Source organism: Clostridium sp. UBA5119 (assembly GCF_002414285.1).
Classification (GTDB): Bacteria; Bacillota; Clostridia; order Clostridiales; family Clostridiaceae; genus Clostridium_J; species Clostridium_J sulfidigenes.
This window is the reverse complement of the sequence record NZ_DHYX01000070.1, coordinates 21,217-35,401: the sequence shown is the minus strand read 5'-3', so window position 1 is coordinate 35,401 and position 14,185 is coordinate 21,217. Positions and strand designations below refer to the sequence as shown.

Sequence of the window (14,185 nt, the reverse complement as noted above, 5' to 3'; positions counted from 1 at the left end):
AAACCCCTCCTCAAATTACTATTTATCTAGCCTTGATAATATTTTTTGTATCCTAACCGTACAGTCAATCTTTCTATTAACATGGTCTCTCCATGAATTAGATAAAGGAAACTGAATATTATCCTTAACCAATTGTCCCATATCCCAAAATCCATCTTCTGATATATTGTCATTTACCCACTCAACAAAATATTGAAGCTTCGGTTTAGCACCTGTATAATTACTTAATAATTCATGTACATTTATATACCTGCTTGCAATTTTTGAGTAAAAGCTACTTGGAGGTATTTTGGAGCATCTATCATAAATATAATATATCCCATTTTGTGATTCCATTATATAATCTAAAAATTTCGATTCAATAGGACTAGATAACATTCCATTAAGTATAGACACAACATAAAAGTTTTCAAATCCCCACAGATACTTTTCTTTAGATGATTTGTGAATATCATAATATGCTTCTTTATAAGCATTATGGTTATATTCATCTTCTAAAAATGCGTGGGTAATAATTCTTGACCAATCTTTAGCTATTCCTTTAGCTAAATCATTAGTTGAATCAAATATTAATATCCATGTTGCTACAAACAATCTTGTCAACATAGACCAGTTATGTTTTTTCTCCTCACGGTCTCTTAAAGTCAATTCTCCATTTAAATATTTCTCCATATAAATAATCGCTCTCTGAATCACTTCATCATTCTTATCCAGTCCTAATATTAATAATCTTCTTAATGCTTGTTCTGTGGTAATTGATGATTGAGAAGATTGACTCATACTATGAAACTGTCCCCATGACCCATCGTTCCACTGAAGTTGTATAATATTCTTAACCCATTTTGATTGGATGACCATACTTTTAGCACTTATTAATTCTTTATTTTTACTATCTAGCTTTAACACATCACGCATTAAAAGATATCTAGGTATGGGGTCTAAATCGAAATTTAGAAGTTCCTCCACTTTTAGCATGCTTCAATCCTCCTTTTAGCTCCGTTACTTAAATGCATTTGTATATATGCTTTTTGTACAACCATTGCTTTATGGTAACATATTCTATAAAATACCATAAATTCCTCTAAAACAAAAAAAGCCTTGAAGGATTTCTCCTCATAGGCTCATACTATTTCATCTTAAATTATAGCTATATAATAATATAAAAACTTTTCTAATTATTCATTCAAAATTAATACTCTAATTATTCCAAGGACTATTGGTGTTAAAGAACCAATTAAAATTAATCTAATTGCTACCTTAAGTTCGTCTAAAGCTTCTTTACTAACTGTTTCCTTACTATCTATATCTGTATCATTTTGCTTTTTAAGTTTCTTGGAAACCTTTATATGCCTTATATAACCCCAAATTGCTATACAATAAAACATTATTGATAATGGATAAAAAAATAATATTAATATATCCCTCAAATTTATACCCCCTTATATGGTAGTACGTAACAATTTACAATTATTCCTTCACATTCTTATTCACATACTTATTATAACACAATTTCAATAAAATGTATAAAAGCACCTCTATATAGAGATGCTCTAAAATAAACAGCTTTCTTAATTCAAAAAACTATAATGGTAGTCTTTTCTTTTTAAAAATCAGCACACTAGCAACGAAAAGAACAATAATTATACTAATATAGATAAGATTAATACCCAATATATCACTACCTTGAACCAATTTTACTGGATCATAAAAACCATAAATAGATAGACTTTTCAATATCTCCATATCTGCTGATGCACCACCTAGCATATTCATAAGAAGAAATACTATTGGAATACCTGCCCCAAAAGTAAGTGATAATTTTGTTTCATTAAATAAGCATGAGAAGAAAAAGCTAATCATCATTACAACCATATTAACAAGCATTGTTGTAAAGTTTAGACTTAAAAATTGCCTAATGTCCAAGCTGCCTGAAAACATAACTTCACTAAATATAACACCTACTCCAAATAAGGCTATAAACAGCACTATTATAGAAGCTAGAGCATAGATACCTTGTGTAATTATGATTTTAGATCTTGATTTAGGTGTAGATAGAAGATATACAAAGGAACTATTATCTACCATCCTTGCTACTAGTCTATTTCCGAGAATTATGCAGTAAACCATAGGGAATCCAAACATTAATAGTCCATAAAGCCAACTTGCAAGATAACCTGTAAGGTCTGTAACAAAATTTGTAAAACCCATGGCTTTCATTATATCTTCTGGAAGCAATTTAAGCATGGATGTCAGCGCTTCCATATCATTAGGGTCATACATGGAAATCATTATAGTCATGTACATAGTCAGCACTCCAAAGAAAATAAGGAGTAGTGTCCAGTTCTTTTTTAATGTATTTTTAAATAATGCAAAACTCATAACTATTTATCCTCCTTACTGTAAAACTGCATGAAAATATCTTCTAGGGATTGAGATTTAACATCAAAACTCAGTACAGTAGATTGTGCTAAAGTCTTAATGAAAGAATCAATATTTTCTCCAGTTACGAAAACTTCAAGTGAATTATCAGCTGTAACGCTGGCCTCAAAACCTCTATTCTTAAGAAGAGTTAAAGTAGTAGAAATATCGGCAGGTTTTATGCTAAAGCCTTTACGTTGAGCGTTTTTTAGAGTTTGTACATCGGATTGTTTAACAATTCTGCCATCCTTAATAATTAGTACATTATCACAGGTTTTTTCCACTTCTTCAAACATGTGACTTGACATCAAGATAGTTTTGCCTTTAGCCTTTTCATTTAATATAAGTTCAACAAATCGATTTTGCATAAGAGGGTCAAGTCCACTAGTAGGTTCGTCTAAAATAAGCACATCAGGATTATGCATAAAAGCAGTAATAATACCTATTTTTTGCTTCATGCCCTTTGAATACTTTTTGATTTTACCTTTTGGTTCAATCTCAAACATTTCCATTAGTTCCTTTTGTCTTGATGTATCCTTTGTTCCTCTCATTTCGTTCATAAATTTAAGGAATTCATCCCCATTCATATCGTTAAGAAATGCAATTTCACCAGGTATGTATCCAAGAATTTTTTGAATTTCTGTAGCATTTTTTATGCAATCAAGTCCACCTATTGTACAGACCCCGCTATTTGGCTGCATAAAGCCCATTAACGCACGAATTGTGGTTGTTTTCCCAGCACCATTTGGACCTAAATAGCCCATGACTTCCCCTTTTTTCACAGAAAAGTCCAAATCAAAAACACCTTTTCCACTTGGATACTTTAATGTAAGTTGCTTTACATCAATCATAAAAACCCTCCTTATAATTACAATTTTAATAGATAACTTTTACTTCGCTTTATAAAACAATTATTCCTTCTCATTCTTATTAATATACTTATTATAACACGATTTCAATAAAATGTATGAGTATATTAAAAGCACCTCCATATAGAGATGCTCTAAAATAAACGGCATTACAAATAAGTTATTTAATTATATATCTATTTCACCATAAAAAAAGATGCGATTTAAAAACATGGAAACTCTCTGACTTCACCTTGCTTAAATACTTATTTTAAATTGTATACTTAAATATAAGTTCTCCATTAATATCCTTTTCATTTATATACTCAAATCCAATGCTTTTGTATAAACTATAAGCTAATGTATTTTGTTCAACTATACTTAAGTAGATAGTATTAACATCATATTTTTTTGAAACTATATCAATAAGGTTGGTCATCGCAATTCTTCCAAATCCTTTTCCCTGGTATTTTTCATCTATCATTATTCTATCAATCCAAGTATCTTTATTAGGCCCAAAGGATCCATACATTGCAAATCCAATTACTGCCTCGTTATGATATATAGCTACAGGACTCCATTGACTACAAGTTCTTGCTTCTTTCAAGCATTCATCTACAGTTTCAATAAATTTCTCTTGGTGTGACTTTAATTTTATTTTCCTAACAATATTTTCATTAGTATTATCAATTTCTTTAAAATATATATTATTCATATAATTACTTATCCCCCAAATTCAAAACATTTAAATTTATGCATCTTAACCAATGAATTGCCTGATTAATCTTCTTTCTTATCTTAATTCAATCTGTTTATAATATTATTCTTCCTTCTTAAAAACAAAAGATTTACATTCATCATTATATATGTTTCCCTTTAAAAATGTAAATCCACATTTTTTAGTATAAAATCTATGGTTTCTTATTGAATAATCCGGCGTTTCAACTGTCCATATTTTAGCATCTACATATTTTTGCTCTATATCATTCCAAACTATAGTTCCAAGATGATGTCCTCTGTAATTTGGATCAATAAAGAGCATTTCCAAACTATATTCATTATTGGGATTGATTCCAACTGTGTAAGCACCAACTATATTACCTTCATAAATAACTTTATAACTTTCAAAATCTGTGTGCTCATTGAGCCATTTAATCAAACTGCCATCATTATATCCTTTAGGTCCATCCTCTTTTATATTCCTGTGCATTGATGTATCTTCATTAAATGCAGAAGTCATGATTTTTGTTAATTCTTTATAGTCATCAGTATATATCTTTTGATACAAAATCTTGTTATTCATTATAACTTCTCCTTCTTATTGTTTAGCACGTTGATACGTTTTTCCTACAATTATTCACTTATATTATAAACTTATTGTAACATAATTTCTATAAAGTGTATGTTTATGTACAAAAAGCATCCCATTAAAGAAAAGTTCATAAAATTAAGTGGCTACTTTTCTCTGGAAGTAACCACTTTTTAGTTTAAGTAAATGAAACTACTCTACCAACAGTTAAGATAAAAATTATAAATCCTGTCATTATGATGGTTATGGCTACTGTAAAGACTCCTCTAAATAATTGAAACCAGCTAATGGCTTCCGAAAATCCAAGTAGCCCTAGTAATAGTGTGACTATAGAAAGTATCATAACTATAACTAATGGATGCACTTGCAATAGATCCATTGTAAAGTTAATTACCTTATTTGATTCTATTGATAAAAAGAATAATATTACACATACCAATGATAAAATGAATGAGTAAATATTTAACTTTAATTTCATACTGAACCTCCTAGATATTCCATGATATTGCAATGTGCTTATATAGCACACTGCAATAATCTATTATAATTTACAATTTTACCATATTATAAGTCCTATGGTATTAACTTAAATTTAAATTTCTATATACATTCAGTAAAACCTTATAAATAGAGTTCTTAGCTTCTCTGAAGCTTACTAACAGAATTCTTCGCATCAGTGTCTCTGCCCATGTAAATTAGACCTTCAAGGTTGTTTTTTATAGCTATAGCTACATAGCAAGGGAAGTTACCATTGGTTATATCATAGCCATGGACTGCTTTACATAGTGCAATAGTCCCCACTTGAATTAGGTCATCTAGGTCATAGCCCTTTGCGCTTATAGCTACAGCTTGGCTAGATATTAAAGCCTTGAAAGTTTTTAAAAGCTCTTCAAGGGCAGTATCCTCCCCTGCTTTTGCCTTTGTCACCAATTCTTGAATTTTAGCATAATTATCCATAACGAAAATCCTTTCTCTAAGGAAATTTTCTTCTACATTTTCAACAACTTCAATATCATTAGACCTAAATTGAAAACCATAATCCTCCATTTTCTCATAAGAAATATGCCTAATTCTCTTCTTATAATTATTATTATAAACTTGTCTTTCTATCTCCATGACAACTTTAATAAACTCATCAGGTACAATAACCTCCTGAACTTCACCTGTAATAAATTCATACTTAATTTTCATATTCATCTCTCCTAGCTTCAAATTTTTTTGAAACTTTTATGAATCTATTCAAAGCCTATGTGGAGATGCTTATAAGCGGATAAAAAAAAGCCTTCCACAGTGAAAGGCTTTAAAATTAACCCTATAAGGATTAAATTCGGTTAAAATAAAAAATAGCCAAACGACTGCTAATTTAGCAACCATCCGGCTATTCGGTAGTTAATTCTCCATTGCTCGGTATGTTTTATTATACTTCCTTATTGAATTGTAATTAATCTTTATCTTAACTCATTATATATGAAAATTCTATTTTTCTTAATTTAATATTGTTCTTTACCCCCAAAAGTTTTCTACACTTATTACACTTTATCTCTATCATTCCAATATAGCTATTTTCCACATCGAATAATCTATTATTGCAAATTGGGCATCTCACCTGAATCAATTACATCTAATCCCCCTCTCTATACTAATTTTGCCATTTAAAATACTTAATCATAATATAGATAAGCTCTCATTTACCTACATTTCCCCTTAATATAACCTAACATATCCTTTACTTTACGTCTTTTCTACCAAATACTTTTATCATTAACCCGAATGCCATAAAAGCATAGTTACATTATATGGCATTTTGAGGAGGCGGTCAAGAGGTAATTTGAAGTATTTTGAAAATTTATTGTTTTTATCCATTGTTGAAATTTAACTTCATCCATTATATTTTAAGCAGAATATAGTCTACCCTCAGAGTAAAAAGGTGAAGAAATCGTGTATCTTTGATTTCTTCACCTTTCTATGTGCACTTTATTAAATTATAGTTTAATATAATTCTTTTATTATCTCCCTGTGCTTTAGGGTGTTGAACTTAATTTTGTGCCTTTTAATATTGATTATTTTTGTCTTTTTTGCCATTAGTACGTATTTCATAGAATATAAAAACTGTTATTAAAACAATGTAATTTGTTTTAATACTTGTGTCATTAAATATTTTCTGAAGTATTAAGGGTAGGATGACAAAAATACTTAACATAATTGCAAAATCTCTAATTAAATAGAGAACACGTTTAAACATAAAAATATCCTTTCAATGCCGATATAACATGACTTATTATAATTTTATAGAAATGAGGTAAGTATTAATATATCAACCTACCTCATTCTTTTAGACGTTTCTATTACTAATATAATCCGAAGATAGTTAGTATTCTACGATTATATTTTTACCAAGGAAATTTCCCGGTCCATGTATTTGTAGCGTTTCCTAAATAAGTTCTATGACTACTATCATAATAAAAATTATTATTTGCTCTTACTTTTGTTACCATATTGCTTGTATTTCTATAGTAAGAAACAGTTCGTCTATAGTAGACAGTTGGAACACGCTCACTAACTATAATACCTGCTACTGCACCTACAACGCTACCAGCTACTATTCCTAGTCCTAATCCACCTGAAACTACGGATACTAATATTCCTGCAACAACAGAATATGTGAAGTTTTGAAAATGGGTGCTACCATTATGAGCATTGACAAATTCCCAACCTGATCTTGCATTTTTTATAGGTTCACTAGTAACTGTATCTTCAACAACCATAATGTCAGTTGTCTGTTTGCCATCTTCAAGTTTAGTAATTTCAATGTTATTATCTTCATTCATACTTATAACAGTATCATATTTTTCTATTAATATATACTCATTATTATCATCTTTAACAAAGACCTCAGTATGAATATTATCAAAATCTTCAGTTGAAGTTTCTAATACTTTATACTGTTTACCATATTCTTCATATGTGTACTCTGTATTGTCAGACTCAGTACTGATAAAATTAAAATTAATTTTGTCGTCTACCCTTAATTCTGATTCAGCATTAGCATATAATGTCTGAGCCAAAATTGTAGAACACATGATTATTAATGTTAGTAAAATAGATATGGTGCTTTTGAGTTTTTTGAACATATTTACCCCTCCATATGATATATTAACTAGCTTTAATATATCCATAATATAATAATTAATATTTTCAAAGTTAACTACTGCAGTAAGCCAATTTGAATTGATTCTCTTCAAACGTAACATATTATACGAAACATGTCAAATATTAGCAACGCTTTCATGTCCATATTTATATACTAACACCAATTTTAAAGAACTTGTGGAAGCATCAGAAAAAGTGGACTAACTTTTTAAAGTTGGTCCACTTTTTCTCACTTATTTTAAAAAATATTTTTATATTTTTGTCTAATTAACTGTTCACCAGCTAGTACTTTCTCTCTCAATAATTTAATCCATTAATTGTTATAGGACATACCACCTCACAATTATTAGTGTTAGTAACATTTATTTATTTATAGTTACCTGTCTTTTTAAATCCTCTATCTCTTTATCCTTAAGATCTATTATCTTTTCATACTTTTGTTCCATTTCCATCAAGTTTTTGCTTAACATATTTATAAAGGATGCCATCTCATCGGAACTTCCTGCTATACGGTTAAATAGCAAAAGATTTAATTTTAAGACCTCTGGAATCTCTTTGTGAGAATATCTAAGTTGATGGTCAATCTCTCCATAGCCTTCTTCAAATATGGTTCTTACTTGAATTTCGGCTATGACCTTTTGATTAGTTGGAAAAAATTCTATAAGATAATGGACAGAACGGTATCCTGATTTTCTAGAATTAATTTGTATATTTAATTCTTCAAATATTTTTGTATCATCACCTTCTCGAACATTAGCAGTTATCTCAACAACCTTCCAAGTGCCCAGAATATAATTATGTATATCTTCCCAATCATCCTTGAATATATGTATGGCTCTAATACCTATCAAATCATTTATCTCTTCTTTATAATTAGAAACAGAAAATTGAAAATCCTCTCCATACTTTGATTTTCTATCCTCTGTCTTTCTAATAATCTTTTCAATAAGCCCTTCAGATTCCTTTACTCTAGATTTTACCGTATGTATTTTCTTATGAGCCCTAAGTGTATTTGCTATAAATTCTGCTTGTGTCTCATAAGTCTCTTTATACATATTGAAATCCTTATATATTTCTTCTAAAGTGTCCCAAACTATTCCACTTTTTATAATCTCTTCTTTCTTAAGATGATATTTACTTAAAAAAGTTTCTTTATCTAAAATCATAAATCTTGCCACCTTCAGTTTTACTTATTTTGTCCATAATAAATATACTTTATGATATTTTAAACTTATTGTAATGCAAAATGATAAAATATAGCAAATTACATTGCCCATAAAAAATACATAAGAAATAGCATTATAATGTCCCTACTAAAATAAGCTTTACTTTAGTAGGGACTTTAGGTTAGTTTTAGAGGGATTGCTCATAATAAGAACTATTCTGATGCATCCATATTTTTGAATATATCCTTTGATGTAAGGGAGATGGCTGCAGATAGAATTGCAACCACTAGCAGAATAATCCCTGTATGATTTGAAAATTGATCAAAAGCTACCCCATATATGGCTTGCCCAATCGGTTGTGCACACATGGAGAGAGAAATCATCACTGCGATTACTTTTCCCACAAGCTTTGGCGGTGTTTCACTTTGAACTGCTGCAATCATCTGTACACTGAACATTGTGGCAAGTGCCATGATGACAAAGCTTGTGGCTGTAATTACTACATAACTGACTATATTTGCCATGCCCAGTAGCAGTGGAATTGCCATGACCCCCACGGATAGGCTGCAAAGAAACATCAAAATGTGTGAATTTGTAAGCTTTAGTTTTTTGCTGAATACGGCAGTTAAGATTCCGCCGCAAAGTCCGCCAAGTGCCATGGCTCCCTGTGAAAACCCAAGCAGCTCATCACTCATTTTAAGTGTGCTAATAATTAGAATAGGCATGCCAACAATCAGCATTGATGATAGCACCAGATTGAAAATCGTAACCAGACCAATAATTTTAATGAGGACTGGTTTTTCTTTTTTCATATAATTTGTGCTGTCAAGAAAGTCACTTTTTATAATTGCAGATAATTTCATTGCATTATTTCTTTTTTCAAAGGGTATGTGTATAAAAAGCTCCATTATAGCAGAGGAGACAAAGCAAGCAATACTAATGAGAAGTATGGGTACAATGCCAAAGGCGCCAAATAACATGCCACCAATAATAGGTCCCAAAAGCCCTGCCAGTGCACCTACTTGGTTGACAACCGCACCTGCTGATAAAATTTTATCTCCTGAAACCAACAATGGAATACTTGCTTGCACCGTTGGCTGATAGGTGCCACTAATGCCATAAAGCAACATTAAAGCAGCAATAAACAGCGGAACTATGGGCAGTTTTCCAAGAGCCATAAAGAACAGAAAAACAATGCTTGCCGTTAAAAAATCAAGTGTCACCATGATGTTTCGCTTGTTCACTCTGTCGGCCAAAATACCTCCCAAAAATGAGAGAAAAATCATGGGAAGAAAGGAGGACGCTGTTACAATTCCGAAAAGAGATGCTGAGCCTGTTTCTCGCAAAAGATATAAAGGAAGCGCAAATCGCAATATTGCATTACCAAACATTGAAATGATTTGCCCGATTACTACAAGTGTAAAGTTCCTATTAAACAGTTTTGTTTGTTCCATATTACAATGCCTCCATCTTATTTACTTTTGACAACAGCTCCATAAATACTGCAAGACCTAACGCAAGTAAAACAACCATTCCTATTAGCCTGATTTGCAAAGAATTTTCAGGTATAAACGACATCATATTGCCAAATGGAATAATTAACAGAAAGGATGTTACTACAGTAGCTACCAACGACTTCCTCCAAAATCCTACACGCATTGCTATAAGACCTATTGAAGTGGCCAGCAGTGCTGAAACTCCCGTTGTAACAAGCAGGTTTGGCCACATTTCACCTGTAAACATATTGGGTAAAATGTGAAAAGTATTTGAGAAAAAAGCAAATATACTGATTGCAACAATATTACATATAGCTACTGCAATGGCAGTAAAGCAAAACACAAAGCTGCATTTTGCAAAGAGAATTTTGCTTCGGTTTATTGGGTATGAGAACAATAGAATTGCTCCTTTCCCAGTATATTCTTCAACTGTAAATTTAGCGTGCATGATAGCAGATAAGACACCGAATGCAGCAACAAACACTATGGAAATCAAAGATATAAAATTATTCCATTGGCTAAACATACTCAAATCTGTAGGCAGGGAAACGCCACCTCTAATTTGGATCATCTGTTGTGATTGTTCAATTTGTGGTATATAGGCTGTTAAAAAGCAAAATCCAAATCCAAAAATCAAGATAAGAAAGGATGCCACGATATAAGATCTAATTTTGTTTTTTTCAAGTTCTAAATTTATAAGTTTTATCATTATAATTTTTCTCCTCTCATTTTTTCAATTAAGAAATCTTCAAGATTGTTTTCATGCTCTACAATTAAGTCCTTCACATTAGCTTCAAGGGTTAACGTGCCATTTGCAATGACCGCAACTCTTTCAACGGTTTGTATAACTTCACTTAAAATATGACTTGAAAGTAAAATTGTCATCCCTTGATTTTTAAGGGAAATAAATAAATCTCTCATTTCCTTAATTGCAACAGGATCAAGTCCATTAATGGGCTCGTCAAGGAGCAATACCTTGGGACTATGTATCATACTTCTAGCAATGCCTAAACGCTGACGCATGCCAAGAGAAAACTTTGATACTGGTTTATCGCCCACATCACCAAGGCCGACACGTTCAAGGGATTTTGATATATCTGCATCTATCCCCATATATCTAAGATGAATGGACAAATTGTGGGCAGCATTTAGATGCTCATAAAAGTACGGTACCTCAATAAGACTGCCGATGTTACCGAGTACCTGGTCTCGTTGGGTCCAAGCATTTTCAGCTAGAACATATGCACCACCCTCAGTTGGCTCAAGCAATCCGGCCATAAGCTTTAAGAGGGTTGTTTTTCCCGCTCCATTTACGCCTAATATGCCATAAATCTCACCCTTCTTAACTTTCATTTCCAGACGATTTAATATGGTCTTGCCATAAAATTCCTTGCATAGTCTGTTTGTATGCACTGCAAATTGATTTTCCATAAATTTCTCCTCATTCATATACCGACGTTCGGTATGTATTTTGCTAAAAATATTCTGCCCCCTGAGGAGCAGTTATTTTTTAACCATTATAGCGACTACTGTACTCAACATATTGTAAGATAGTTTCTGTATCTAAAATATCAATTCCTATTCCATTCAAAAGCACACTGAAAAATTCCATTTTCCTACGTATTTCTTCTGGTGTAGATTTTGCAATGGCAGGGTTTACCCAAATGTTCATTAGCGTAATGATCACCTCAGCGAGCTCTTTTGGATAAGCAGTTTCAATTGAACCATCACTTATTCCCTCCTTGATGATGGGTTCAATATAGCATGGGACAATCAATTCATAGATTTCTATAACTTGTTTCATCACAAATTTGGGATCACCCATAATTTTGTCTGTCATTGCTATAATAGCATTACTACCCGGATTAGCGTAGCCACCTCTAATCATTGTTTTTAGCTTTTCATAGCCAGTCATTGTCTTGTCATCACGGAGTTTATTGAAATAAGCCGTGTTTTCATTGCCAATTTTCTCACATACTGATTGAAAAATTTCCTCCTTGGATTTAAAATGATGATAGATTGCCCCCTTGGAAAGCCCCCCCAAATGATTGATGATATCTTGAATTGAAGTGTGTTCATAACCTTTTTCGATAAAGAGCTTTAAGGCTTCCTCTAAAATTAAGTTCACTGTTTCTTCTGGATATTTATTTCGTGCCATATAGCATCCACCTCCATACATACCGTTGGTATTTATGTTATCATTGATGATTTTTCTTGTCAAGCACTAATATACTATTAATCCAAATATAATAAACTATAGTATTTCTCATTCATATGGTTCTATAAGATTTATAGATTGCACCTAATAAGAAATTATTCTTTTTCTGTTGCAAACATTTCTGCATAAATACCTTGTTTTTTAATCAAGCTCTCATGATTACCGCACTCCATTATGGTTCCACTTGAAATAACAATGATTTTATCGAATCGCTTAACTAAGTTTGCTTTATGTGATACTAATATACATGGAATTGATTTTTTTAAGAGATTATCAATTATTTTAGTTTCTGATAAAGAGTCAAGTGCACTGGTTGGTTCATCTAATAGTAGCATCTTAGTGTTTCTAAATAATATTCTGGCTAGTATTATTTTTTGTTTTTGACCTCCAGATAAATTCATTCCTTGATCTGATATGGTAGTAGATAACCCCATTGGTAATTCTTTTATCAATGTATCTAAAGTTGAATCACAAATAACTCGTTGTAAAAAATCAGGATCATAATTTTCTTCTCCAAGGGTAATATTGTAAAGAATGCTCTCATTAAATATAATAGGATTTTGATTAACCATTCCTATAGCATCTTTAATAGCCTCTTTAGAGTATTTATCTATAGTTAGATTATTAATATAGATCTCACCTTCAGTAGGTTCTAATAAATTATCAAGAATTTTTAATAATGTACTCTTCCCAGAACCACTTGAACCTACCACAGCAATTTTATCATTTTTATGGATGGATAGATTAATGTCATTTAATATTAGCCCATCAAATATTGAATGTTTAAAAGATATATTTTCTAACCTATAAGAATCAATATGATCAATTCTTTCTAGCATGTGTGTATCTGAATTAAGCTGTTTTGTAGAGTTTATAGCAAATATTTCATTTATCTTTTTAAACTGTATCTTAATAACAGTCATCTGTATAAATGTACTCATAACCCCATTCAAGGGTGAGAGAAAAGATTGAGATAAAGTTATAAACCCTATTAATTTTCCAAGGGTTATTGAAAATACTCCTTGTCCATAAATTAATGTTGTACCAATCAATATTAAAATAATAGGAGTAAAGTAATATATTGAACTTATAAAACTACCTAAGACAGAAATTTTTATATCCTTCTTTAAAGTAAGATCGCGTTCTAGCTTGAATTTTTCTGACCATCTCTTTAGAAAAATATTTTCTAGGTTTAGAGATTTTATTGTTTCCATTCCTTCAAAAAGTTCAATAATAATATTTTGAGTTTGATTCTGCAAAATCATTTCTTTGCTATTAAAATTAAATAGCATTTTTGTGTAGAATAATGATGAAAAAATAATAATAGCACCTATTCCAACAGTTATGATAGTAAGAATTGGAGAATAAGAATACATTATAAAAAGATATACAACTACTAAAATAATTTCAATTATTGATTTTAAAAATTGTTGGCTTAGTAATTGCTGAATGTAACTTATTAAATTTGCTCGATAAATCCAATCACCAGAGGCACGATTTATAAAATACTTAAATTGGATTTCCGAAATCTTCTTAATCAGCTTATCTATCATTTTCCCATTAAAGTTGTATTTTAATTC

16 protein-coding genes (1 of these 16 cut by a window edge) are annotated in these 14,185 nt (G+C 31.0%); all 16 read right to left on the bottom strand.

The features are described from left to right. Positions 1–18 precede the first annotated feature (18 nt). A complete protein-coding gene (locus tag B2671_RS11505) occupies positions 19–975 on the bottom strand; it encodes a hypothetical protein (protein WP_346870550.1) in 957 nt (318 codons plus the stop codon). Between the two features lie 200 nt (positions 976–1,175). Next, the gene (locus B2671_RS11500) at positions 1,176–1,427 is read right to left on the bottom strand and encodes a hypothetical protein (RefSeq protein WP_346870549.1); all 252 of its coding nucleotides are present in this window, start codon (positions 1,425–1,427) and stop codon (positions 1,176–1,178) included. Positions 1,428–1,581: 154 nt separating this feature from the next. Beyond that, the gene (locus B2671_RS11495) at positions 1,582–2,379 is read right to left on the bottom strand and encodes an ABC transporter permease subunit (protein ID WP_346870548.1); all 798 of its coding nucleotides are present in this window, start codon (positions 2,377–2,379) and stop codon (positions 1,582–1,584) included. Positions 2,380–2,381: 2 nt separating this feature from the next. Next, positions 2,382–3,269 (bottom strand): ABC transporter ATP-binding protein, encoded by an 888-nt coding sequence (locus B2671_RS11490; protein WP_346870547.1) that lies wholly within the window; start codon positions 3,267–3,269, stop codon positions 2,382–2,384. Positions 3,270–3,537: 268 nt separating this feature from the next. After that, the gene (locus B2671_RS11485) at positions 3,538–3,981 is read right to left on the bottom strand and encodes a GNAT family N-acetyltransferase (RefSeq protein WP_346870546.1); all 444 of its coding nucleotides are present in this window, start codon (positions 3,979–3,981) and stop codon (positions 3,538–3,540) included. 105 nt (positions 3,982–4,086) lie between these two features. Then, positions 4,087–4,569: a GNAT family N-acetyltransferase gene (locus B2671_RS11480; protein WP_346870545.1), complete on the bottom strand. Its 483-nt coding sequence runs from the start codon at positions 4,567–4,569 to the stop codon at positions 4,087–4,089. Positions 4,570–4,753: 184 nt separating this feature from the next. Further along, the gene (locus B2671_RS11475; RefSeq protein ID WP_346870544.1) at positions 4,754–5,053 is read right to left on the bottom strand and encodes a hypothetical protein; all 300 of its coding nucleotides are present in this window, start codon (positions 5,051–5,053) and stop codon (positions 4,754–4,756) included. A 158-nt stretch (positions 5,054–5,211) separates the two neighbouring features. Further along, the gene (locus B2671_RS11470) at positions 5,212–5,766 is read right to left on the bottom strand and encodes a sigma factor (protein WP_346870543.1); all 555 of its coding nucleotides are present in this window, start codon (positions 5,764–5,766) and stop codon (positions 5,212–5,214) included. A 1,199-nt stretch (positions 5,767–6,965) separates the two neighbouring features. Next, complete coding sequence (locus B2671_RS11465; protein WP_346870542.1) at positions 6,966–7,706, bottom strand: hypothetical protein; 741 nt, start codon at positions 7,704–7,706, stop codon at positions 6,966–6,968. Between the two features lie 381 nt (positions 7,707–8,087). Continuing rightward, a complete protein-coding gene (locus B2671_RS11460; protein ID WP_346870541.1) occupies positions 8,088–8,891 on the bottom strand; it encodes a RelA/SpoT domain-containing protein in 804 nt (267 codons plus the stop codon). A gap of 212 nt (positions 8,892–9,103) precedes the next feature. Further along, positions 9,104–10,345 (bottom strand): MFS transporter, encoded by a 1,242-nt coding sequence (locus B2671_RS11455; protein WP_346870540.1) that lies wholly within the window; start codon positions 10,343–10,345, stop codon positions 9,104–9,106. Between the two features lies 1 nt (position 10,346). Further along, complete coding sequence (locus B2671_RS11450) at positions 10,347–11,096, bottom strand: ABC transporter permease (protein WP_346870539.1); 750 nt, start codon at positions 11,094–11,096, stop codon at positions 10,347–10,349. After that, entirely contained in the window at positions 11,096–11,818 is a 723-nt protein-coding gene (locus B2671_RS11445) for an ABC transporter ATP-binding protein (RefSeq protein WP_346870538.1), read from the bottom strand. Before B2671_RS11445 ends, B2671_RS11450 begins: the two co-directional genes overlap by 1 nt. Before the next feature lie 79 nt (positions 11,819–11,897). Continuing rightward, positions 11,898–12,545 (bottom strand): TetR/AcrR family transcriptional regulator, encoded by a 648-nt coding sequence (locus B2671_RS11440; RefSeq protein WP_346870537.1) that lies wholly within the window; start codon positions 12,543–12,545, stop codon positions 11,898–11,900. Between the two features lie 155 nt (positions 12,546–12,700). Next, a complete protein-coding gene (locus B2671_RS11435; protein WP_346870536.1) occupies positions 12,701–14,158 on the bottom strand; it encodes a peptidase domain-containing ABC transporter in 1,458 nt (485 codons plus the stop codon). Between the two features lie 7 nt (positions 14,159–14,165). Continuing rightward, positions 14,166–14,185, bottom strand: the 3' end of a protein-coding gene (locus B2671_RS11430; RefSeq protein ID WP_346870535.1) for a cysteine peptidase family C39 domain-containing protein. 679 nt of this gene lie beyond the right edge of the window; only the last 20 of its 699 coding nucleotides appear in the window; its start codon lies beyond the right edge, outside the window; it ends in the stop codon at positions 14,166–14,168.